The organism is Bacillus sp. EB106-06-01-XG163, from assembly GCF_058791615.1.
This window is the reverse complement of the sequence record NZ_JBYTDS010000001.1, coordinates 126,032-150,121: the sequence shown is the minus strand read 5'-3', so window position 1 is coordinate 150,121 and position 24,090 is coordinate 126,032. Positions and strand designations below refer to the sequence as shown.

Annotated in this window: 18 protein-coding genes; 15 read left to right on the top strand and 3 right to left on the bottom strand. The window is 42.6% G+C overall.

Going from position 1 to position 24,090, the window contains the following annotated elements; genetic code table 11:
* Nucleotides 1-43: 43 nt before the first annotated feature.
* The 5 genes from AC3WTF_RS00605 to AC3WTF_RS00585 all read left to right on the top strand — a co-directional run bounded on the left by AC3WTF_RS00605 (nucleotide 44) and on the right by AC3WTF_RS00585 (nucleotide 4,649).
* Nucleotides 44-259 (top strand): hypothetical protein, encoded by a 216-nt coding sequence (locus AC3WTF_RS00605; protein ID WP_047935740.1) that lies wholly within the window; start codon nucleotides 44-46, stop codon nucleotides 257-259.
* A gap of 259 nt (nucleotides 260-518) precedes the next feature.
* A complete protein-coding gene (gene nrdI / locus AC3WTF_RS00600; RefSeq protein WP_003154061.1) occupies nucleotides 519-911 on the top strand; it encodes a class Ib ribonucleoside-diphosphate reductase assembly flavoprotein NrdI in 393 nt (130 codons plus the stop codon).
* Nucleotides 871-2,973: a class 1b ribonucleoside-diphosphate reductase subunit alpha gene (gene nrdE, locus AC3WTF_RS00595; RefSeq protein WP_007410373.1), complete on the top strand. Its 2,103-nt coding sequence runs from the start codon at nucleotides 871-873 to the stop codon at nucleotides 2,971-2,973. Before nrdI ends, nrdE begins: the two co-directional genes overlap by 41 nt.
* Before the next feature lie 17 nt (nucleotides 2,974-2,990).
* Nucleotides 2,991-3,980 carry a class 1b ribonucleoside-diphosphate reductase subunit beta gene (gene nrdF / locus AC3WTF_RS00590; RefSeq protein WP_007410372.1) on the top strand — a complete coding sequence of 330 codons (990 nt, stop codon included), beginning with the start codon at nucleotides 2,991-2,993 and terminating at the stop codon, nucleotides 3,978-3,980.
* A gap of 48 nt (nucleotides 3,981-4,028) precedes the next feature.
* Nucleotides 4,029-4,649, top strand: a complete 621-nt coding sequence (locus AC3WTF_RS00585) for a hypothetical protein (RefSeq protein WP_007410371.1) — start codon at nucleotides 4,029-4,031, stop codon at nucleotides 4,647-4,649.
* A gap of 47 nt (nucleotides 4,650-4,696) precedes the next feature.
* Here the strand turns inward: AC3WTF_RS00585 and AC3WTF_RS00580 are convergent, their stop codons facing one another.
* A complete protein-coding gene (locus AC3WTF_RS00580) occupies nucleotides 4,697-5,455 on the bottom strand; it encodes an N-acetylmuramoyl-L-alanine amidase (protein ID WP_007410370.1) in 759 nt (252 codons plus the stop codon).
* 306 nt (nucleotides 5,456-5,761) lie between these two features.
* On the opposite strand from AC3WTF_RS00580, the gene spoVK reads away from it, so the two are divergent.
* From spoVK to glnA, 5 genes are all read left to right on the top strand, one after another.
* A complete protein-coding gene (gene spoVK, locus AC3WTF_RS00575) occupies nucleotides 5,762-6,730 on the top strand; it encodes a stage V sporulation protein K (RefSeq protein ID WP_015417523.1) in 969 nt (322 codons plus the stop codon).
* Between the two features lie 129 nt (nucleotides 6,731-6,859).
* A complete protein-coding gene (gene hflX, locus AC3WTF_RS00570) occupies nucleotides 6,860-8,122 on the top strand; it encodes a GTPase HflX (RefSeq protein WP_007410368.1) in 1,263 nt (420 codons plus the stop codon).
* Between the two features lie 16 nt (nucleotides 8,123-8,138).
* Nucleotides 8,139-9,404 (top strand): methionine gamma-lyase family protein, encoded by a 1,266-nt coding sequence (locus AC3WTF_RS00565; RefSeq protein ID WP_047935741.1) that lies wholly within the window; start codon nucleotides 8,139-8,141, stop codon nucleotides 9,402-9,404.
* 109 nt (nucleotides 9,405-9,513) lie between these two features.
* Entirely contained in the window at nucleotides 9,514-9,918 is a 405-nt protein-coding gene (locus AC3WTF_RS00560; RefSeq protein WP_007410366.1) for a MerR family transcriptional regulator, read from the top strand.
* Between the two features lie 57 nt (nucleotides 9,919-9,975).
* Nucleotides 9,976-11,310 (top strand): type I glutamate--ammonia ligase, encoded by a 1,335-nt coding sequence (gene glnA / locus AC3WTF_RS00555; protein ID WP_007410365.1) that lies wholly within the window; start codon nucleotides 9,976-9,978, stop codon nucleotides 11,308-11,310.
* A gap of 214 nt (nucleotides 11,311-11,524) precedes the next feature.
* Here glnA and AC3WTF_RS00550 read toward each other — a convergent pair whose 3' ends face one another.
* Nucleotides 11,525-12,619: an L-dopachrome tautomerase-related protein gene (locus AC3WTF_RS00550; protein ID WP_046702328.1), complete on the bottom strand. Its 1,095-nt coding sequence runs from the start codon at nucleotides 12,617-12,619 to the stop codon at nucleotides 11,525-11,527.
* 565 nt (nucleotides 12,620-13,184) lie between these two features.
* On the opposite strand from AC3WTF_RS00550, the gene AC3WTF_RS00545 reads away from it, so the two are divergent.
* Together AC3WTF_RS00545 and xynB are read left to right on the top strand one after the other, a co-directional pair.
* Entirely contained in the window at nucleotides 13,185-14,576 is a 1,392-nt protein-coding gene (locus AC3WTF_RS00545; protein WP_007410362.1) for an MFS transporter, read from the top strand.
* A 42-nt stretch (nucleotides 14,577-14,618) separates the two neighbouring features.
* The gene (gene xynB, locus AC3WTF_RS00540) at nucleotides 14,619-16,220 is read left to right on the top strand and encodes a xylan 1,4-beta-xylosidase (RefSeq protein WP_032866012.1); all 1,602 of its coding nucleotides are present in this window, start codon (nucleotides 14,619-14,621) and stop codon (nucleotides 16,218-16,220) included.
* A gap of 143 nt (nucleotides 16,221-16,363) precedes the next feature.
* Here xynB and xylR read toward each other — a convergent pair whose 3' ends face one another.
* The gene (xylR, locus tag AC3WTF_RS00535) at nucleotides 16,364-17,518 is read right to left on the bottom strand and encodes a transcriptional repressor XylR (RefSeq protein ID WP_025284775.1); all 1,155 of its coding nucleotides are present in this window, start codon (nucleotides 17,516-17,518) and stop codon (nucleotides 16,364-16,366) included.
* 263 nt (nucleotides 17,519-17,781) lie between these two features.
* Here xylR and xylA point away from each other — a divergent pair, with 263 nt between their 5' ends.
* The 3 genes from xylA to ppsA all read left to right on the top strand — a co-directional run bounded on the left by xylA (nucleotide 17,782) and on the right by ppsA (nucleotide 23,526).
* Nucleotides 17,782-19,119 carry a xylose isomerase gene (xylA, locus tag AC3WTF_RS00530; RefSeq protein WP_015239909.1) on the top strand — a complete coding sequence of 446 codons (1,338 nt, stop codon included), beginning with the start codon at nucleotides 17,782-17,784 and terminating at the stop codon, nucleotides 19,117-19,119.
* Nucleotides 19,120-19,254: 135 nt separating this feature from the next.
* A complete protein-coding gene (gene xylB, locus AC3WTF_RS00525) occupies nucleotides 19,255-20,754 on the top strand; it encodes a xylulokinase (RefSeq protein ID WP_047935744.1) in 1,500 nt (499 codons plus the stop codon).
* A gap of 174 nt (nucleotides 20,755-20,928) precedes the next feature.
* Nucleotides 20,929-23,526: a phosphoenolpyruvate synthase gene (gene ppsA, locus AC3WTF_RS00520; RefSeq protein WP_047935746.1), complete on the top strand. Its 2,598-nt coding sequence runs from the start codon at nucleotides 20,929-20,931 to the stop codon at nucleotides 23,524-23,526.
* Nucleotides 23,527-24,090 lie beyond the last annotated feature (564 nt).

The following is a 24,090-nucleotide window of genomic DNA, read 5'->3' as shown; positions in this document are numbered from 1 at the left end:
GCTACACTAAGTACTGACATTGATCATGCAGAGGGTGAGACGATTGAAACACAAGGTGATAATCAACCATTGGGAAGAAACTTGTGAAGATGATTCCTGCTATGAATATGGAACCAGCATCATCGTTGACGGTAAAGAACTGATCAGAGAGGCTTCCATCAAAAGCGCTCTGAAAGCCGTACTGAAAGAAATCGGTGCTGATGTGGAGATTGAAGAAACCGTTGAAAGCGAAAAAAAATGTGATTCTTACAAAAAATAAGAATAAAAGTCTAGACTACTAAGCAGTTTTTTTTCATGTTATGATAGACATCGGCTTACACATGACACCTTGAGTAGGATGAGAGATGATTCTCGTTCTGCTCTCTTTTTTGGGCGTTAATCGGGCCAGAGCCAAAGTCGGCTCTTTCAAAAATATGAATTTTTTATAAATTGATCTCAATATGTTGTGTTTTTCTGAGAGGTTAGTATACTATATATAGTGTTAAGAGATTCATTATTTTTGATAGGTCGTGATATGGATGGTTCAAATCATATTTGATTCAAAGACAGGGAATGTTCAGCGTTTTGTGAATAAAACAGACTTTCAGCTGATCCGCAAGGTGGACGAAACGGACCACGTGGACACTCCGTTTGTTTTGGTCACCTACACGACAAACTTCGGCCAGGTACCGGCGTCAACACAATCATTTCTCGAAAAATACGCCCATCTCTTATTAGGAGTCGCTGCGAGCGGCAACAAAGTATGGGGCGATAACTTTGCAAAAAGCGCCGATACCATTTCAAGACAATATCAGGTGCCGATCTTGCACAAATTTGAACTCAGCGGCACATCTAAAGACGTTGAATTGTTTACTCAGGAGGTAGAAAGAGTTGTCACAAAATCAAGTGCCAAAATGGATCCAGTTAAATAACGAAATCATGATCCAACAAGATGGAAAATTTCAGTTTGATAAAGATAAAGAGGCTGTACATAGCTATTTTGTTGACTATATCAATCAAAACACAGTTTACTTTCACGATTTAAAAGAGAAGCTGGATTATTTGATTGAAAACCAATACTACGAAGAGGAATTCTTAAGCCTTTACTCTTTTGAAGACATTAAAGAAGTGTTTAAGACAGCTTACGCAAAGAAGTTTCGTTTTCCTTCCTTCATGAGTGCGTTTAAATTTTATAATGACTATGCTTTGAAAACGAATGACAAGAAAAGAATCCTCGAGCGCTATGAGGACCGAATCTCAATCGTCGCGCTGTTCTTCGCAAACGGCGACACTGAGAAAGCAAAAGAATATGTAAACCTGATGATCAACCAGGAATATCAGCCGAGTACACCGACATTTTTGAATGCCGGCAGAAAACGCCGCGGAGAACTGGTGAGCTGCTTCTTGCTCGAAGTCAATGATTCCTTAAACGATATTTCACGGGCGATCGATATTTCCATGCAGCTGTCTAAATTGGGCGGCGGGGTTTCTCTTAATCTGTCCAAGCTTCGCGCGAAAGGTGAAGCGATTAAAGATGTTGAAAACGCCACAAAAGGTGTTGTAGGCGTCATGAAGCTTCTTGATAATGCGTTCCGTTACGCTGACCAAATGGGCCAAAGACAAGGCTCAGGCGCGGCGTATTTAAATATTTTCCACCGCGATATCAATGATTTTCTTGATACGAAAAAGATTTCTGCGGATGAAGATGTGCGCGTCAAAACGCTTTCTATCGGTGTCGTCATTCCGGATAAGTTCGTTGAGCTTGCGCGTGAGGATAAAGCGGCTTATGTATTCTATCCGCATACGATTTATAAAGAATACGGCCAGCATATGGACGAAATGGACATGACGGCGATGTATGAGGAGCTTGTCGACAACCCGCGTGTCAAAAAAGAAAAAGTGAATGCGCGCAAATTGCTTGAAAAGCTTGCCGTTCTCCGTTCTGAGTCAGGTTATCCGTACATTATGTTCCAGGACAACGTAAACAAAGAGCACGCGAATAACCACGTATCAAAAGTGAAATTCTCGAACCTTTGCTCTGAGGTGCTTCAAGCGTCACAAGTTTCGGCTTACACAGATTATGATGAAGAAGACGAAATCGGCTTGGACATTTCCTGCAACCTTGGTTCATTAAATATTTTGAATGTCATGAAACATAAATCGATTGAGCGCACGGTGAAACTCGCGACGGATTCCCTGACTCATGTATCTGAGACGACGGATATCCGCAACGCGCCGGCAGTCAGACGCGCGAACAAAGCGATGAAGTCGATCGGTTTAGGCGCCATGAACCTCCACGGCTACCTTGCCCAAAACGGCATCGCTTATGAAAGCCCGGAAGCAAGAGATTTCGCGAATACGTTCTTTATGATGGTGAACTTTTATTCCATCCAGCGTTCAGCTGAGCTTGCGAAAGAAAAAGGCGAAACGTTTGAGCATTATGAAGGCTCCACTTATGCAACGGGAGAATATTTCAATAAATACATCGAAAAAGAGTTCTCACCGGCATACGAAAAAATCGCTGCGCTCTTTGAAGGCATGCACATTCCGACAATCGAAGACTGGAAAGAGCTGAAGGCGTTTGTCGCTGAACACGGCATGTATCACAGCTACAGACTGTGCATCGCGCCGACAGGCTCCATTTCCTACGTCCAATCCAGCACGGCGTCCGTTATGCCGATCATGGAACGGATCGAAGAAAGAACATACGGAAATTCAAAAACGTATTACCCGATGCCGGGATTAGCGTCTAATAACTGGTTCTTCTACAAAGAAGCTTATGATATGGACATGTTCAAAGTGGTGGATATGATCGCGACAATCCAGCAGCATATCGATCAGGGAATCAGCTTTACCCTGTTTTTGAAAGATACGATGACAACTCGTGATCTGAACCGTATTGATCTGTATGCCCACCATAGAGGCATCAAAACCATTTACTATGCAAGAACGAAAGATACCGGGCAAGACAGCTGCCTTTCTTGTGTTGTTTGATTAAAGGAGAGTTTATAGTGACGAAAATTTATGACGCAGCAAACTGGTCAAAGCATGAAGACGACTTTACCCAAATGTTCTATAACCAAAATGTGAAACAGTTCTGGCTTCCGGAAGAGATTGCTTTAAACGGCGATATCCTCACATGGAAGTACCTCGGGAAAAACGAGCAAGACACGTATATGAAGGTACTGGCCGGATTGACTCTTCTTGATACAGAGCAGGGGAATACAGGAATGCCGATCGTGGCTGAACACGTAGACGGCCACCAGCGGAAAGCCGTGCTGAATTTTATGGCGATGATGGAGAACGCCGTTCACGCAAAATCGTACTCTAATATTTTCATGACACTGGCACCGACTGAAACGATTAATGAAGTATTCGAATGGGTCAAACAAAACAAATTTTTGCAGAAAAAAGCGCAAATCATCGTCGGACTCTACAAAGCGATTAAAAAAGATGACGAGATTTCACTGTTCAAAGCCATGGTTGCATCTGTGTATTTAGAAAGCTTCCTATTCTACAGCGGTTTCTATTATCCGTTATATTTCTACGGACAAGGAAAACTGATGCATAGCGGTGAAATTATCAACCTGATCCTTCGTGATGAAGCGATCCACGGTGTATATGTCGGACTGCTTGCCCAAGAAATATACAATAAACAAACAGAAGCGAAAAAAGCGGAACTTCGCGAATTTGCGGTTGAGCTTTTAGAAGAGCTTTATCACAATGAGCTTGAATATACAGAGGACTTGTACGATCAAGTCGGACTCTCACACGATGTAAAGAAATTCATCCGCTATAACGCCAATAAAGCTTTGATGAACTTAGGGTTCGATCCTTACTTTGAAGAAGAGGATATTAATCCGATCGTATTAAACGGATTAAACACCAAAACAAAATCACATGATTTCTTCTCCATGAAAGGGAACGGCTACAAAAAGGCGACGGTAGAACCGATTAAGGACGAAGATTTTTATTTTGGCCAAGATGAAGAGCAGATATAATATCTGCTCTTTTGGCTTGAATGGAGAGGTAAGACAGGAGGAACGGGCATGAATAAAATGGATGAAATCATTTTGGCTGCACCGCGGAGTGACGTTTTTCAAAACGAAATGCTGACATTTCAGGGAGTCAACAGCGAGGATGAACGTATCGTAAACATTATGGCTCAAATTGAGGCGCATTTTTTTGAAATCAGAAGAGGCGACGCGGAAGAGGATCCGCGATTTAAACAGCCGATTCCGTATGTCGTCATCCGCCGTGACGATGAGATATTTGTGTATGAACGGCTCGCCGGCGGAGGGGAATCGCGCCTCCATAATAAGCTTTCTCTCGGCTTCGGCGGACACATGAACCCTATGGAAGGGGCGGCTTCATTTTCGGAAGTGCTGAAACAGAATACCGACCGGGAGCTGGCGGAAGAACTGTACATTCGCGAGGAGGACAAACAAAACATTGTCACACTCGGCCTGATCAATGATGATGAAAACGATGTAGGGAAGGTGCATATCGGCATCCTTTCTGCGCTCCAGTTAGCGTCTGCGGCACAAGTCGAAGTGAAAGAAAAAGATCAAATCGCCGGGCGCTGGATGAAGCTGAGCGAACTGAAAGAGGAAAATGTGTATCAGCGTCTTGAAGCTTGGTCTCAGTTTGTCGCCGATATACTTCAATAACAAAAAACCCCGTTCGTCCCAAAAAAGGGAGAGCGGGGTTTTTTCATTTAGTCTTGCACAATGAAGGCATCAAATCCGGCTTTTTCGGCCCGCGCGGCCAACGCTTCAGCGTAATCTTTGGAAGAGAATGCGCCGATCTGCACTTTAAATAAGCCGCCTTTTGGAAGCACAATCGCGTCAAAACCTTTAGACACCGCATCGGCGGCAAGCGCATCAGCATTTGCTTTCACTTTGAATGCACCGATTTGCACTTTATATAAGTCAGCCTTTTTTTTTAGACCGAAAGCTTGCTCCAAGCCCTTGGCATGTCCTCTTGCAAGGCTTTCAATAAAACTGGCTGTTTTCAGTTTGTTTGCATCAGCTGACGTATCAACAAAACCATTCTCCGTCAAAATCGCCGGCATACTTGTCTCCCGCAGCACATGGAAGTTGGCTGTTTTTTTTCCTCGGTCATTAAAACCCGATGCTTGAATCACTTGCGTGTGGACGGCTGATTGGTAAGTCGAGGTCGGCGCTCCGACACCGGGGTAAATATAGCTTTCGAATCCGGTTCCGCCTCCTGAGTTAATATGAATGGATAAAAAATAATCTGCGCCCCAGCTGTTGGCGGCATCCGTTCTTTCCGTCAGGCTGACCGTCTTATCGCTTGTCCTGCTCATCGTGACAGAAACTCCTTCATACTCATTCGTCAGAATCGTGCGCAAAGCCAGCGCGATCTCCAGCGTGACCGCTTTTTCCTGAAGTCCGTTTCCGGTTGCACCTGAATCAGTTCCGCCATGACCGGGGTCTATAAAAATTTTAACCATTCTCCATCACCTCATTACAGCATATGATGATATTCAAATGGTGCTTGTACGGCTGTCATTCATGAAAAAAATGAGAAATATACCCAACATTTCCCGGAAAATAAAAATAAATGGTTTGTCCTCCCGTTTCTGCTGAATACAATAAGAAATGAAAAATATTTCTCGGGAAAGCGCAGGATTCAACATCATTCCCGAAGAGAACGGAAAAAGTGACAGATAAAGAGGAAAACGGGTCTCATGATGATAGGCGGATGTCACGGAACCGCTTCATCATGAGTAAGATAAAGAGAGAACAGAGAGGTGAGCATGTTGGAGCGCGCTGTAACCTATAAAAATAACGGACAAATTAACATCATTCTTAATGGCCAAAAGCAAGTGCTGACAAATGCGGAAGCTGAGGCGGAATATCAGGCCGCCCTGCAAAAAAATGAAGCCAAGCACAGCATTCTGAAAGAAATTGAAAAAGAAATGAACACATTAGTGGGTATGGAAGAAATGAAACGCAACATTAAAGAAATTTACGCGTGGATATTCGTCAACCAAAAACGGGCCGAACAAGGGCTGAAAGTCGGAAAACAAGCTCTTCATATGATGTTCAAAGGGAACCCCGGCACCGGGAAAACCACCGTCGCGAGACTGATCGGCAAGCTTTTCTTCGAAATGAACGTGCTTTCCAAAGGACATCTGATCGAAGCGGAACGTGCCGATCTGGTCGGTGAATACATCGGACACACGGCGCAAAAAACGAGAGATCTGATTAAAAAATCGCTCGGGGGCATTTTATTCATTGATGAAGCATACTCACTTGCAAGGGGCGGAGAAAAGGATTTCGGTAAAGAGGCGATTGACACGCTTGTCAAGCATATGGAAGACAAACAGCATGAATTTATTCTGATCCTGGCAGGGTACTCGAGAGAAATGACACATTTCCTGTCATTAAATCCCGGCCTGCAATCGCGTTTCCCTATCAGCATCGATTTTCCGGATTACTCTGTCACTCAGCTGATGGACATCGCAAAGCGCATGATAGCAGAGCGGGAGTATCAATTAAGCCAGGAAGCCGAGTGGAAGTTAAAAGATTACTTAATGACAGTGAAAAGCACGACAAGCCCCATTAAATTCAGCAACGGGCGCTTTGTCAGAAACGTGATTGAAAAATCAATCCGCGCTCAGGCCATGAGACTTTTAATGGGAGACCAATACTTAAAAAACGATTTAATGACGATCAAGAGCCAGGATTTACTTATAAAAGATGAGGCGGCAGCTCACGAATAGACCTCTCAGCCGGTCTGAGGGGTCTCTTTTTTATTTCTCTCTTTAAAACCCGCCGGATGTGTGGTATACGCCCTGCGGGTTTGGTATGATAGTACTACTGCCCAATACGACACAGAAAGGAACATCCATTTGAACGAACAGGAAGGAAAAAAAGAAACGGTCATTTTGGTCGGCTGCCAGCTTCCGCACATGACAGATGAGCACTTTGAACATTCCATGGAAGAGCTTGCTTCATTGACAAAAACGGCTGACGGAACGGTGCTGACCCGGATTACGCAAAAACGGAACAGAGCGGATGCTGCTACATATATAGGCAAGGGGAAAGTAGACGAGCTGAAGGCGCTGTGTGAAGAGCTTGAAGCGGATCTGGTCATTTTTAATGATGAACTGTCACCGAGCCAGCTTAAATCACTCGCCACTGCAATTGAAGCGAAGATCATCGACCGCACGCAGCTTATTTTGGATATTTTCGCAAAAAGGGCGAAGACGAGAGAAGGAAAGCTTCAGATCGAATTGGCCCAGCTTCAATACGCGCTGCCGCGTCTGAGCGGACAAGGAATCAATCTCTCAAGACAAGGCGGCGGAATCGGGACGAGAGGGCCCGGTGAGACAAAGCTTGAAACAGACCGGCGCCACATTAGAAACCGCATACACGAAATTAACGTGCAGCTTTCAACGGTTATCCGCCACAGAAGCCGTTATCGGGAGAGACGTAAAAAGAACGGCGTGCTTCAGGCTGCACTCGTCGGTTATACCAACGCCGGAAAATCAACATGGTTCAATCAATTAACAAGCTCAGACAGCTATGAAGAAGATCTGCTGTTTGCAACACTTGATCCGATGACGAGAAAGATGGCGCTCCCAAGCGGCTACAGCGTCCTTTTGTCTGATACGGTCGGCTTCATTCAGGACCTGCCGACGACGCTGATTGCGGCTTTCCGCTCAACGCTTGAGGAAGTGAAGGAAGCAGACTTGATCATTCATGTCATTGATTCATCCAATGAAGATTATGCCGGACATGAACAGACTGTCCTCGGTCTGTTAAAAGAGCTTGAGGCAGATGATATTCCGGTGCTGACCGCTTATAACAAACGTGATGATACACTTCCTGACTTCATCCCGACAGCGGGAGAAGGCCACATCATGATCAGCGCCAGAATCGCCGGGGATGAAGCAAAACTAAAAGCGGAAATCGAAGCTTATTTGCGCCGGGAGCTGATGACGCCGTATGAAGTTCATGTGCCTGCCGCCGAAGGCAAATTGATGTCACGCATCAAATCAGAGACCATGATCGACAGCCTTTATTTTAATGAAGAAAATGAACGCTACGAAGTCTCAGGTTATGTACAGGAAGAACAAAGCATACTCGGAGAACTGAAGAAATTCATGTAAGGAAGGTATACACAACATGTTTGACACACTGACCCATGGCGCTCTTTTACAAAAAACCGCCGAAGAAACAGAAGCGGAAATCTCCGCCGTTCATAAAAGAATAGAAGAAATCAGTGAACGGAATGAATGGAGAGTCCTGCAAAGCTACAGAAAACATAAAGTAAGCGATACGCATTTTACGCCTTCAACCGGATACGGTTATGATGATATCGGACGAGATACACTGGAGAAGATCTATGCTGATGTGTTCGGAGGAGAGGCGGGACTCGTGCGGCCGCAAATCATTTCCGGAACGCATGCGATTTCAATCGCGCTCTTCGGTGTGCTGAGACCCGGGGACGAATTGCTTTATATAACAGGCAAGCCTTACGATACACTCGAGGAAATCGTCGGAGTAAGAGGCGGGGAGTATTCAGGCTCGCTTAAGGAATTTCAAATCGGATACAATGCAGTCGATTTAACATCAGAAGGCAGAGTGGACTTTGAAGCGGTCCGGGCTGCAATCCGGCCGAATACAAAAGTGATCGGCATCCAGCGTTCAAAAGGATATGCGAATCGTCCGTCTTTCAGAATAAATGAAATTAAAGAGATGATTCGTTTCGTAAAGGAAATCAAAGAAGATGTCATTGTTTTTGTGGACAATTGCTACGGAGAATTTGCAGAAGAGCGGGAACCCTGCCACGTCGGAGCGGATCTTATGGCCGGCTCCCTGATCAAAAACCCGGGCGGCGGCCTTGCTAAAACGGGCGGCTATCTTGTAGGGAAAGCCAAGTGGATTGAGGCCTGCTCTTACCGGATGACCTCCCCGGGAATCGGAAGTGAAGCCGGCGCTTCGCTTTATTCACTGCAGGAAATGTATCAAGGTTTCTTTCTCGCTCCGCATGTAGTGGCGCAAAGCTTGAAGGGAGCGGTATTTACCGCCCGTTTTCTTGAAAAGCTCGGCTTTACGTCAAACCCTGCATGGAATGCGCCGAGAACGGATCTGATTCAATCAGTTGAGTTTCAGGACCCTGATAAGATGATCGCTTTTTGCCAGGCGATACAATATGCTTCACCGATTAATGCGCATGTGACGCCTTATCCGAGCTATATGCCGGGATATGAAGACGATGTCATTATGGCAGCGGGCACATTCGTACAGGGAGCAAGCATTGAATTATCAGCAGATGGACCCATCAGACCGCCTTATGTCGCGTATGTCCAAGGAGGATTAACCTACGCGCACGTGAAAAATGCGATTTGCAGCGCCGTAAATGCTTTAATGGAAAAAGAGCTGATTTAGGCCGTTTGCAATTTTCAAAGAATTTGATGTTAAGATTCCTTACATTGTGTTGACACAAAATATAACATCACCTATAATGAGACTAAGATAAGAAAAGGAGGAAATTGAGATGAGTGATAACATTCGCCGCTCAATGCCTTTATTTCCAATTGGGATTGTCATGCAGTTAACAGAACTTTCTGCCCGGCAAATTCGATATTATGAGGAAAATGGATTGATATTTCCAGCGAGAAGCGAAGGAAATAGACGATTATTTTCATTCCATGATGTAGATAAACTGTTAGAAATCAAAAATCTGATTGAACAAGGCGTCAATATGGCGGGAATCAAACAAATTCTGGATAAGGCATCTGCCGAACCGGAAGAAAAATCCGAAAAAACCGCCAAACCGATGAAGCACAATCTGTCTGATGACGAACTCAGAAAGCTTCTGAAAAACGAACTGATGCAGGCAGGCCGTTTCCAGCGGGGAAATACTTTCCGCCAAGGTGACATGTCCCGATTCTTTCATTAATCCGTTAGCAACTGTTTTGCTATATACATTTACCTTTTAGAGGAGGAGTTTTACGAAATGGCAAAGTACACAAGAGAAGACATCGTAAAATTAGTAAATGAGGAAAACGTAAAGTATATCCGCCTTCAATTCACAGACATTCTCGGAACGATTAAAAACGTGGAAATTCCTGTGAGCCAGCTTGAAAAAGCACTTGATAATAAATGCATGTTCGACGGTTCTTCCATCGAAGGTTTCGTCCGTATCGAAGAGTCTGATATGTACTTATATCCTGATCTGAACACATTTGTAATCTTCCCATGGACGGCTGAAAAAGGTAAAGTAGCACGCTTCATCTGTGACATTTACAATCCGGACGGCACGCCGTTCGAAGGTGACCCGCGTAACAACCTCAAACGGATTCTGAAAGAAATGAAAGAACTCGGTTTCAGCGATTTCAATCTTGGACCCGAGCCTGAATTCTTCCTGTTTAAATTAGATGAAAAAGGCGAACCGACGCTTGAATTGAACGATAAAGGCGGATACTTCGACCTGGCTCCGACTGACTTGGGAGAAAACTGCCGCCGCGATATCGTGCTTGAGCTTGAAGAAATGGGCTTTGAAATCGAAGCATCCCACCATGAAGTTGCTCCGGGTCAGCACGAAATCGATTTTAAATATGCCGGTGCCATCCGTTCTTGTGACGACATCCAAACTTTCAAACTGGTTGTCAAAACGATCGCCCGCAAACACGGTCTGCATGCGACATTCATGCCAAAACCGCTGTTCGGCGTAAACGGTTCCGGTATGCACTGCAACCTATCACTCTTTAAAGATAGCGTTAACGCGTTCTTTGATAAAGACGCTGATCTTCAGCTGAGTGAAACAGCAAAACATTTCATTGCCGGTATCGTAAAACACGCGACAAGCTTTACGGCTGTCACAAACCCGACAGTGAACTCTTACAAACGCCTTGTTCCGGGCTATGAAGCACCTTGCTACGTGGCATGGAGCGCGCAAAACAGAAGCCCGCTGATCCGTATCCCGGCTTCCCGCGGCATCAGCACGCGTGTTGAAGTCCGCAGCGTAGACCCGGCGGCAAACCCGTACCTGGCGTTAAGCGTATTGCTTGCAGCAGGCCTTGATGGAATCAAAAACAAACTTGAAGCACCGGCTCCGATTGACCGCAACATCTACGTCATGAGCAAAGAAGAGCGCATGGAAAACGGCATCGTAGATCTTCCGGCGACACTGGCGGAAGCTCTCGACGAATTCAAATCAAACGAAGTCATGGTTGCGGCGCTCGGCGAGCACCTGTTCGAACACTTCATCGAAGCAAAAGAAATCGAATGGGATATGTTCCGCACACAGGTTCATCCGTGGGAGCGCGAACAATACATGTCTCAGTATTAATCTCTCAATCCCTTGGCACTATTGGTGCCAGGGGATTTTTTGGTTTTGGTCATAAGATTAAAAGAACAACATTTTTGGTCCTTGACCAGAATATGACCAAAAAAAATTGAAGTTATAATTGAGGACACGTATTTATTGTAATCCCTTATTCGGTTTAGGATGAAGGCTAAATGAAGCTAATTATGTTCTAAAATTGAACCGGCCATTTTTATTTTCAAAAAGCAGGAGCAGGAAATTCATCAATTTTGATACGAAGTAAACTATAAGGTTTCTGTCGTAAGTCTTTTCCATAATGAAATCTAGCCTGCCGATGTAATTGGTTCACGATGACATATAAGTATTCATCCGGACCAATCGAAAAAGTATCCGGCCATAAAATTCTCGGATCATGTGCGATGGTTTCCATTGTGCCATTCGGCAGCATCTTTCGAATACTATTGTTCTCATAATCTCCGGCATAAATGGCTCCTTTCGCATCTGTAATCATTCCATCAGACGCGCCTTTTTCTCCCCAATACGCCACATGATAAAGTAAATCCATGTCCGGTATATTTCTATCTCTCAGGGCTTCTGTTGAGATCGAGAACAGATGACGGCTGGTCAGTGGACAAAAAAATAATACCTTTCCGTCAGGAGAAATCGCAATACCGTCGGATGCCAGCCTAAATGGGGAAGTTGAACCATCCCTGTTACGATTCATCAAAATTTTGCCTTCTACTTTCGGTATAAAATAGGAATCCGGTGAAGTTGGATTTGCTCCGTTTAACCGTCTAAATGCGTTTCCGGTTTCTAAATCCACGACGATAATAGCTCCTGGTCCTTTGGAAGAAGAATCCGTTATATAGGCATAACCTGCAGTTCCAACACGAAAATCAAATCGGACATCATTCAGGTAAGTTGTTGGAAGGACAACATCTTCTGTAAAGGTATAAACTCTTCTGATTGTATTGGTTTTTAAATCAACAGCGACTAATTTTGCCCCGCCTTTAATTGGTTCAGAAAAATTGGGTGCCGCCGTATCTAGTACCCAAAGCGTTCCTCTTCCATCAGTAACTACACTTTGGACACTGATGAAAGTCATTTTGATATTCTCAGGGTTAACCAAATTGGTTTGTAAATCAGGATAAGGCTGCAATTTATCCCCAATTATTTCCGCCACCGTAAATTTAACATTGTCTCCCCATTTCGGAAAACAAATGAAAATACGACCAGTTTCTGAAACAGTAACACCGGTAGGCATAGCTCCATAAAATGCATAAACCAGTTCTAAATCCCCAAAATATTTTTCAAAAGGCAGCATAGGTTTCATAATATCCTCCTCAACCAATTAAACGGGATATCACTTATATATGATTCGCATTTTTTCTAGTGCATGTTTCTTAATAAGTTTTTCTAAACAAAAGATGATGGAAGTTCTTATCATTTAATAAGTCAGTCAGGTGACACAGGGGGGTTTACTTAACGTCTGTCGAAGCAGTCGGCAATTACAACATGGTATGTCCTTTGGTCGGTTTTAAATTCTCTGAAAAAAGAGTTGAAAAAGCAGAAAAGATTTTATAATATGAAATCAAGTTAGTTTGTTCGATCAACAAACTAATAAAACCACTTTAATTGTCCATCATGTAAAGGTCTTAAATGGGAGGGGGATAAGAGGCTCGATTTAATTGGAGGTATATAAAAAGCGAAAGCCAAGCTTTTATCCTGTTCACTGCTATCTGATCACCATTTGGATGTTGAAAATGCTCTGTGAAAGTAAACCGCTATCATTTTTTTGAAAGCGCTTTTATATGCCGCTCACTGGCTGATAATTTTAAAGAAATGTTATACCATTTCATCATGTTCCTTATGTAAAGGATCGAAAAGGGGAGGAAATCATGCTCAGTGAAAATGTAAAGAAGATCAGCATGGTTGAAAAAGTTGGATATGCGTCTGGAGATTTTGCATGTAATTTAATTTATGCAACAGTGTCTACGTATCTTTTGTTCTTCTATACAGATGTTTTTGGTTTATCGGCAGCAACAGCCGGTACGATGTTTTTAGTGGTTAGAATCATCGACGCTCTCGCTGATCCTTTTATTGGAACAATAGTTGACAGAACAAATAGCAGGTTTGGCCGCTTCAGACCGTATCTTTTATTCGGAGCTTTTCCCTTTGTCATATTGGCAATACTCTGTTTTACAACCCCGGATTTTTCGGATATGGGGAAATTAATATATGCCTATATCACCTATGTCGGCTTATCGCTTACATACACCATGATAAACGTGCCATATGGCGCGTTAACATCTGCAATGACCAGAAATAATCAAGAAGTTGTTAGTATAACGTCTGTCCGTATGTTATTTGCAAATCTTGGAGGACTTGTCGTTGCATTTTTTGTTCCCTTACTGGCTGCTTATTTAAGCGATAATTCCGGCAGCGAATCTCTTGGCTGGCAGCTAACCATGGGTATTATGGGAGTTATAGGCGGGTGCCTTTTAATCTTTTGTTTTAAAAGCACAAAAGAGCGTGTCACGCTTCAAAAATCGGAAGAAAAAATTAAATTTTCGGATATATTTGAGCAATTTCGTGTTAATCGGCCTCTAGTTGTATTAAGTATTTTCTTTATTATTATTTTTGGAGTGAATTCAATCAGTAATTCGGTTGGCATCTATTACGTAACGTATAATTTAGAAAGAGCGGATTTAGTGAAGTGGTACGGTTTGTTGGGAAGTTTGCCTGCTTTGGTCATTTTACCGTTTATTCCAAAGCTTCATCAATTATTAGGGAAGAAGAAATTACTAAACTATGCATTATTACTGAATATGATCGGCCTCTTAGCTTTACTTTTCGTTCCGTCAAGTAATGTATTCCTGATACTTTCCTTTCGATTGCTGGCTGCTGCAGGAAGTCTCACTGCCGGGGGATATATGTGGGCGCTTATTCCTGAAACAATAGAATATGGAGAGTATAAGACCGGGAAAAGAATGGGCGGTCTTATATACGCTATTATCGGATTTTTCTTTAAATTCGGCATGGCCTTGGGAGGGGTTGTACCGGGTTTGGTTCTAGATCAGTTTGGATATGTGGCAAATCAGGTGCAAACGCCGGAGGCATTGACGGGAATTTTAATTACAACAACCATTATTCCCGTGTTCTTACTGGTTCTGGCCATGATTGATATTAATTTCTATAACTTAGATGAGAAAAAATATAAAAGCATGGTTCGAGAATTAGAGAATAGAGACAAAGTTTATTTGGATCATATTGACGATTTCAAAGCTTAAAACATGATGAGTCAACAGAAAATAGCTGAGGAGGAGTTCAAAATGAAGATTACCAATCCAGTACTTAAAGGATTCAACCCCGATCCGAGTATTTGCAGGGTTGGAGAGGATTATTATATCGCTGTATCTACATTTGAGTGGTTTCCGGGAGTCCAGATACACCACTCAAAAGATTTAGTCAATTGGCGCTTAGTTGCACATCCATTAAAGAGAGTTTCGCAATTAGACATGAAAGGAAATCCTAATTCAGGCGGGGTCTGGGCGCCATGTTTAAGTTACAGCGACGGAAAGTTTTGGCTGATCTATACGGATGTTAAGGTAGTAGATGGCGCCTGGAAAGATTGCCACAATTATTTAGTGACTTGTGACACGATTGATGGTGATTGGGGGGAGCCGATCACATTAAACAGCTCGGGATTTGATGCTTCTTTGTTCCATGATACGGATGGGAAAAAATATTTATTAAATATGTTATGGGATCAGCGTATTGATCGGCACTCCTTTGGAGGCATTGTCATGCAGGAATATTCTGATAAGGAGCAAAAACTAATCGGTAAACCGAAAGTGATTTTTAAAGGAACTGAAAGAAAGCTGACAGAAGCGCCGCACCTTTACCGTATCGGGAACTATTATTATTTATTAACCGCAGAAGGAGGAACACGGTTCGAACATGCTGCTACAATTGCCCGTTCTGCAAATATTGAGGGTCCATATGAAGTACATCCTGATAATCCTATCTTAACGTCATGGCATGCGCCGGAAAATCCGCTGCAAAAATGCGGACATGCATCCATTGTACAAACACATACAGGCGAGTGGTATTTAGCTCATTTAACGGGACGTCCCATTCACCCGGACGATGATTCAATTTTTCAGCAGAGAGGATATTGTCCTCTGGGCAGAGAAACAGCTATTCAAAAGCTCTATTGGAAAGATGGCTGGCCTTATGTAGAAGGCGGAAAAGAAGGGAGCTTGGAAGTGGAAGCGCCTTCTATACCTGAAACAATGTTTGAAGAAACCTATCCGGAAGTTGATGAATTTGAGGATGCAATATTAAATATTAATTTTCAAACGTTAAGAATCCCGTTTACGGAGAAATTAGGTTCATTAACTCAAGCGCCAAATCATTTACGATTATACGGCCATGAATCCTTAACTTCGACATTTACTCAGGCATTTGTAGCCAGACGCTGGCAAAGCCTCCATTTTGAAGCGGAAACGGCTGTTGCGTTTTATCCGGAAAATTTTCAGCAAGCCGCTGGTTTGGTGAACTATTACAATACAGAGAATTGGACGGCTCTTCAAGTCACGTATGATGAAGAACTTGGCCGTATTCTTGAATTAACGATATGTGATAACTTTTCTTTTTCACAACCGTTAAAAAATAAAATTGTGATTCCTCGTGAAGTCAAGTATGTCTATTTAAAAGTGAATATTGAAAACGAAAAATATTATTATTTGTATTCATTTAACAAAGAAGATTGGCACAAAATCGACATTGCATTAGAATCGAAAAAATTATCAGATGATTACATCCGCGGCGGGGGATTCTTTACAGGAGCTTTTGTAGGGATGCAATGCCAAGATACGAGCGGTCATCATATTCCGGCCGACTTCAGATATTTCCGTTATAAAGAAAAATAATTAGCACATGAAAAAGGAGATTTCTATTTTAGAACTCCTTTTTCATATTAGAAGGTGCCTTTGTCAGTATTGATTCAGAAATACTCCTAGAATAAAAAAACCCATCTTTAAAGATGAGCGTAAAACATAGAAGTATGTACATTTCAGTTATGAACCATGTCGAGAAAATGATCAATAACAATAGAGGACATTCCTAGAGCAGGGGCATTTTTTCCTAAGATAGATGGTAATAATTCATAGCTATTGTCTAGTTGGGAATAAACCCTCGATGACACTTCGCTTTTAATTGAATGTAAAACCATAGGATGCGATTCAATGATGCTGTTTCTTAAAATGATGGCTTGCGGATTAAATGTATTTAAAATATTGGTCAGGCCTATTCCTAAATAGAAACCAAAATTCTGTAATGCCTGTAAAGTTCCAACATCATTCAGATGGGCGAGGTCTATGATATCTTGGCTGGACACTTTTTTCTCTTTCGTCTGAAGAGATGTTAATAAAGCCTTCTCTGAAGCATACAATTCCCAGCAGCCTCGGTTTCCGCAGCTGCATTTAGGACCCTTAAAGTCTATTGTCATATGTCCCATTTCTCCAGAGAATCCGCCAACCCCTCTATATAAATGATTGTTGATCATAACGCCGATCCCTATTCCTGTACCGATACTTGCATAAATAATGTTATCGTGATTTTTTGCAGCACCAAATACTTTTTCTCCATATGCGCCGGCATTTGCCTCATTTTCAATAAAAACGGGCACATTGAACTTCTTTTGGATGAAAGATTTTAAGTCAATATCTCTCCAGTTGGCGTTCGGAGCGAAAACGATTTTTTGATTTTTGTCAATCAGCCCGGGCGCGCATATCCCTATACCAATAAGGCCGTATGGAGATTGCGGCATATTTGCAATAAAGTGATGAATCATCTCAATTAAAATATCTTTAGTGATTTCTGGAGAATTGCATTCCAAATGGTGGTGTTGATCAAGGACGATCGTCCCTTCAAGATCTGTTAAAATGCCATTAACATAATCCACGCCAACATCTATTCCTACGGAGTATCCTGCTTTTTTATTAAAAACAAGCATAACAGGTCTTCTGCCGCCGCTTGATTGTCCCTGACCGATTTCAAATACGAGGTTTTCTTTCATTAATGTGTTTACCTGTGACGAAACAGTTGATTTATTTAATCCGGTCATTTCAGATAATTTTGCTCTTGAAATAGGTGAATTTTTAAGTATTTCGTTTAGCAATAACTTTTGGTTAACTTTTTTGACAAAGGCTTGATCAGCGATATCCACTTCATCCACTCCATTTGTATAATCTTTAAATTAAGTTGAACGTTCTGTGTTATCGTGCGAAACGCAGTACATAGCGAATCCAACCTTTATTATATCTAATGTGTTCGTAAAAAACTAAAAAAAATATTGAAAATACTGATGAGGTTATATAAGATGAAAATAAGTTAGTTTGTTTGGGCAACAAACTAATGTGCAACATGACATAAAAGCATCTGTATTTGAATGATCATGTTTAGAATTTATTTTTAAGGGGGAAATCACACATGGCTCACTCTCATTCCGGTTCGGTCAACTATTTTGAAAGCGCAAACAAAGTGATTTACGAAGGGAAAGAATCCACGAATCCTTTAGCATTTAAATACTATAATTCTCAAGAAGTAATTGGCGGAAAAACGATGAAAGAGCATTTGCGATTTTCTATTGCCTATTGGCATACATTTACCGCTGACGGCACAGACATTTTTGGCGCAGCTACGATGCAAAGACCGTGGGATCACTATAAAGGCATGGATCTGGCGAGAGCGAGGGTAGATGCAGCGTTTGAGCTGTTTGAAAAACTGGATGCGCCATTTTTTGCTTTTCATGACCGGGATATCGCACCGGAAGGAAGTACGTTAAAAGAGACAAATCAAAATCTGGATTTAATCGTGGATATGATAAAAGACTACATGAGAACCAGCGGCGTTAAGTTATTATGGAATACTGCAAACATGTTTACGAATCCCCGTTTCGTCCATGGTGCGGCGACTTCTTGTAATGCAGATGTATTTGCGTATGCCGCAGCCCAAGTAAAAAAAGGATTAGAAACAGCAAAAGAGCTTGGCGCCGAGAACTATGTATTTTGGGGCGGACGTGAAGGGTACGAAACTTTGTTAAATACCGATTTGAAATTTGAGCTTGATAATATGGCCAGATTTATGCATATGGCAGTGGATTATGCGAAGGAAATCGGGTATACAGGGCAGTTTTTGATTGAACCAAAACCAAAAGAGCCGACCACCCATCAATATGATACGGACGCAGCAACAACCATTGCCTTTTTAAAGCAATATGGCTTAGACAATCATTTTAAATTAAATCTCGAAGCCAATCATGCCACATTAGCCGGGCATACATTCGAACATGAATTACGCATGGCGAGAGTGCATGGCCTTCTTGGCTCTGTTGACGCGAATCAGGGTGATCCGCTTTTAGGCTGGGACACAGATGAATTTCCGACAGATTTATATTCTGCGACATTAGCAATGTACGAAATTCTGCAAAATGGCGGTCTTGGAAGCGGAGGATTAAACTTTGACGCAAAGGTCAGGAGATCTTCTTTTGAGCCTGATGATTTACTATATGCCCATGTTGCAGGGATGGATACATTTGCAAGAGGGTTGAAAGCCGCCCACAAATTAATCGAAGATCGTGTGTTTGAAGATGTGATTCAACACCGTTACCGCAGCTTTACTGAAGGGATTGGTCTTGAAATTGCAGAAGGAAGAGCTGATTTTAAAACACTTGAGCAATATGCGCTGAACAATCAGCCAATTAAAAACGAATCAGGGAGACAGGAGCGGTTAAAAGCGATATTAAATCAATACATTTTACAGGTATAACAAATGAAAAAAGAAGCTCCAGATCCCGCTGTAAAAAGATGCAGGCAGCCAAGTTCCCGGAATTGCCCGTCATGAAGTTACTGTTATGGCGGGTCAATTCAATGGGGATCTATTTAGAGAGGAAGGAGTGAAAAAATGAAGTATGTCATTGGAATAGATCTTGGTACGAGTGCCGTTAAAACCATTTTAGTCAATCAAAACGGCAAGGTTTGTGCAGAAACGTCCAAAAGTTACCCGCTCATCCAAGAGAAGGCGGGATATAGTGAGCAAAATCCTGAAGACTGGGTGCAGCAAACAATTGCAGCATTGGCTGAATTGATTTCGATATCCAACGTTCAACCCGGGGATATTGACGGGATTAGCTATTCAGGACAAATGCATGGGTTAGTACTGCTTGACCAAGATCGGCAGGTGTTGCGTCATGCGATTCTTTGGAATGATACCAGAACGACGCCTCAATGTAGCAGGATGACCGAGACATTTGGCGATCATCTGCTTGATATCACAAAAAACCGTGTCCTTGAAGGGTTTACATTACCTAAAATGTTATGGGTGAAGGAACATGAGCCTGAACTTTTTAACAAAACCGCTGTTTTTTTGCTTCCGAAAGACTATGTGAGATTCCGCATGACTGGCGCCATTCACACTGAATACTCCGATGCGGCGGGAACGTTACTTTTACATATGACCCGCAAAGAGTGGAGCGATGAGATTTGCAATCAATATGGTATTTCAGCGGAAATTTGTCCTCCGCTTGTTGAATCCCATGACTGTGTAGGATCGCTGCTTCCGAGCGTTGCGGCGGAGACTGGGCTGTTGGAAAAAACAAAAGTGTACGCCGGGGGAGCAGACAATGCTTGCGGTGCTGTCGGAGCCGGTATTCTTTCTTCCGGAAAAACATTATGCAGTATCGGGACGTCAGGAGTCATACTTTCCTGTGAAGAAGACAAAGAAAGGGACTTTAAAGGGAAAGTGCACTTTTTTAATCATGGAAAGAAGGATTCTTTTTATACGATGGGAGTCACGCTCGCTGCTGGATACAGCTTAGACTGGTTCAAAAGAACGTTTGCGCCGAACGAATCGTTTGAACAATTATTGGATGGGGTGGAAGCTATTCCGATAGGAGCAAATGGACTGCTGTACACTCCTTACTTAGTCGGTGAAAGAACGCCGCATGCTGATTCATCTATTCGGGGAAGCTTGATCGGAATGGACGGAGCCCATAAAAGAGAGCACTTTTTGAGGGCGATAATGGAAGGCATCACATTCTCTTTATATGAATCAATTGAGCTATTCCGCGAAGCGGGAAAATCAGTTGATACGGTTGTCTCTATTGGCGGGGGAGCTAAAAATGAAACGTGGCTTCAAATGCAGGCTGATATTTTCAATACGAGGGTGGTTAAGTTAGAGAATGAACAAGGTCCCGCCATGGGGGCTGCGATGTTAGCTGCCTTCGGAAGCGGGTGGTTTGACTCTCTTGAAGAATGTGCAGAGCAGTTCATTCATGAAGCAGCTGCATTTTATCCAAAAGAACAAAATGTTCAAAAATATAAAACACTATTCGAGTTGTATAAGAACATTTACGTTCACACAAAAGATCTCAATACAGCTTTAAAGAGCTTTAGACAAAAATGAAGAAAGAACCTCGCCAAATTGGCCAGGTTCTTTTTATATTGCACAAAAACAGACACGGTGATATAATCAGAACACGCGCGCTTTCTTTATGAAAAGTCATAGATATCCATCTTATATTATGATTATATCATGCTGAAAAGCTCTTGTCAAATTTTTTTGAAGGGGAGATATAGAATGAGTTCTTTGGTTCTCGGCATTCACGAAATTGAAAAAACACAGCCTTTGCTCGTTGGAGGAAAAGGGTTACATTTAGGGGAATTATCAAAAATTCAAGGAATACAAGTACCGGAAGGATTTTGTGTCACAACCGCAGGATATCAAAAAGCCATTGAACAAAACGAAACGTTACAAGCGCTGTTGGTTCAACTGACCATGCTGAAAGCGGAGAATCGGGATCAAATTGGCGAAGTCAGCAAAAAAATCCGGCAAACCATTATGGAAGCCGAAATTCCTTCAGATGTAGTCAAAGCAGTTGCTTGCCATCTCTCCCGGTTTGGCGAAGAACATGCCTATGCCGTACGTTCCAGTGCGACAGCTGAGGATTTACCACATGCCTCTTTTGCCGGTCAACAAGACACCTATTTAAATATTACCGGCCTCGATACGATCTTGCAGCATATCAGTAAATGTTGGGCGTCCCTATTTACGGATCGCGCGGTCATTTACCGTATGCAAAATGGATTTGATCACAGACAAGTTTATTTATCCGTTATCATCCAAAGGATGGTGTTCCCTCAGGCTTCGGGAATTTTATTTACCGCTGATCCGATGACCGGAAACCGAAAGCTGCTGTCCATCGATGCCGGTTTTGGACTTGGTGAAGCACTGGTCTCCGGCTTAGTCTCTGCCGATTGTTATAAAGTACAGGACGGGCAAATCGTCGATAAGAGAACAGAAACTAAAAAATTGGCTATCTATGGACGAAAAGAAGGCGGAACAGAAACACAGGAAATCGCTCTTGATCAGCAAAAGATTCAAACACTGACTGATGAACAAATTTTACAGCTGGCACGTATCGGGAGACAGATCGAAGCTCATTTCGGCCAGCCGCAAGATATCGAATGGTGTTTGGACCGCGATACTTTTTATATTGTTCAAAGTCGTCCGATCACAACGTTATACCCCGTTCCTGAAGCGAACGATCAAGAAAATCACGTCTATATCTCTGTTGGTCATCAGCAAATGATGACGGATCCCATAAAACCCCTTGGATTGTCTTTTTTTCTGTTGACGACTGCTGCACCCATGCGTAAAGCCGGCGGAAGGCTATTCGTTGATGTCACACATCAACTGGCATCTCCTAATGTCAGAGAAGTTTTCTTAAAAGGCATGGGGCAGCACGATCCGCTCTTAAAAGACGCACTTATGACCATAATAGAGCGAGATGATTTCATTAAGCCGATACCGGATAAAACGGCGCCGATTCCCGGCAAAGGCAATGCAGATATGCCGGATCAAGCTGAAAACGATCCGGCAATTGTTTCTGATTTGATTAAGAGCAGTCAGGCATCGATAGAAGAGTTAAAACAAAACATCCAGACGAAATCAGGATATGATTTATTTCGTTTTATTTTGGAAGATATCCAGGAATTAAAGAAGATTCTATTTAACCCAAAAAGTTCAGTGTTGATTCGAACTGCAATGGATGCTTCATTATGGATTAACGAAAAAATGAACGAGTGGTTAGGTGAAAAAAACGCAGCAAATACGCTTTCTCAATCTGTACCCCATAATATTACTTCAGAAATGGGGCTTGCGCTATTGGACGTCGCCGATGTGATCCGCCCTTACCCAGAAGTCATTGCCTATTTAGAGAATGTAAAAGATGATCACTTTTTGGATGGGCTGGTGACGTTTGAAGGCGGGCAGGAAACCCATGACGCTATCTATGCTTATCTCAACAAGTACGGAATGCGATGTGCCGGAGAAATTGATATCACAAGAACTCGATGGAGCGAAAAACCAATTGCACTTGTCCCTATGATTCTTAATAATCTCAAAAACTTTGAGCCAAATGCCAGCCAGCGGAAATTTGAGCAAGGGCGGCAGGAGGCGTTGAAGAAAGAACAAGAGTTATTAGACCGATTGAAGCAATTACCGGATGGTGAACAAAAAGCCAAAGAAACCAAACGAATGATCCGCATCATCCGGAACTTCAGCGGGTTCAGGGAATATCCAAAATACGGCATGATCAGCCGCTACTTCGTTTATAAGCAGGCTTTACTGAAAGAAGCCGAACAACTCGCAAAAGCGGGCGTTATTCATGAAAAAGAGGACATATACTATCTCACTTTTGAAGAACTTCAGGAAGTCGTACGCACACATAAATTGGATTACCAAATCATCAGCACACGAAAAGGCGAGTACCAAGTATATGAAAAACTATCTCCGCCGCGTGTTATCACATCTGACGGTGAAATCGTTACAGGCGAGTACAAACGAGAAAATCTCCCGGCCGGAGCGATTGCAGGGCTGCCCGTTTCCTCGGGAGTCATAGAGGGGCGGGCACGGGTTATTTTAAACATGGAAGATGCCGATTTGGAAGATGGGGATATATTAGTTACCTCCTATACTGATCCCAGCTGGACACCATTGTTTGTATCCATAAAAGGCCTGGTCACTGAAGTTGGCGGACTGATGACCCACGGAGCAGTTATCGCGCGTGAATACGGCTTACCTGCAGTTGTCGGAGTTGAAAATGCAACCCAATTGATAAAAGATGGGCAGCGAATACGCGTTCATGGAACAGAAGGCTCTATTGAAATATTATAATAGCGGGGGTGTGCAGCACGTCACCAGATATTTCCCGCATTTTACTAAGAAAAGCCGGAACCTCTTAGAGGAGGAATCCGGTTTTTTTTATGTGAAAATGACTTAATGTGTGAACACCGCATTTTGTGGGCGGACTCTTTTTAAATGAGTGTGGAAGGCCGCTAAGATACCAAACAAAAAAGATTCAGTGACTAAATCTAACAAATGACAATTTTATAAAGGTGAGTAATATCCTTTTTAAGTTCACAACATCTGTAATCCTGATGAATTAAAAACGCCTTAGTAACAACTATTTAGGGGCTATGTTCATGAACAAGTCTTTATTCAAAACAAAATGACATTTTGGGTTAATGGCGTTATGAAGATAAGTCTGGTGTCTTTGAAAGAGAAAAGTCTGCAGAAGATACAACGGGCCCATCATCAAACATGATGAGTGGTTGGACTGGATATGTATCAGGTTGTTTAGGCGATAAGAATATAAGCCAATGGGCAATCACAGGTTTAGCTATTTTATATGGAACTGCTTGCGAATTGTTGATTTTCGGAATCGTTTTTAAAGAATGG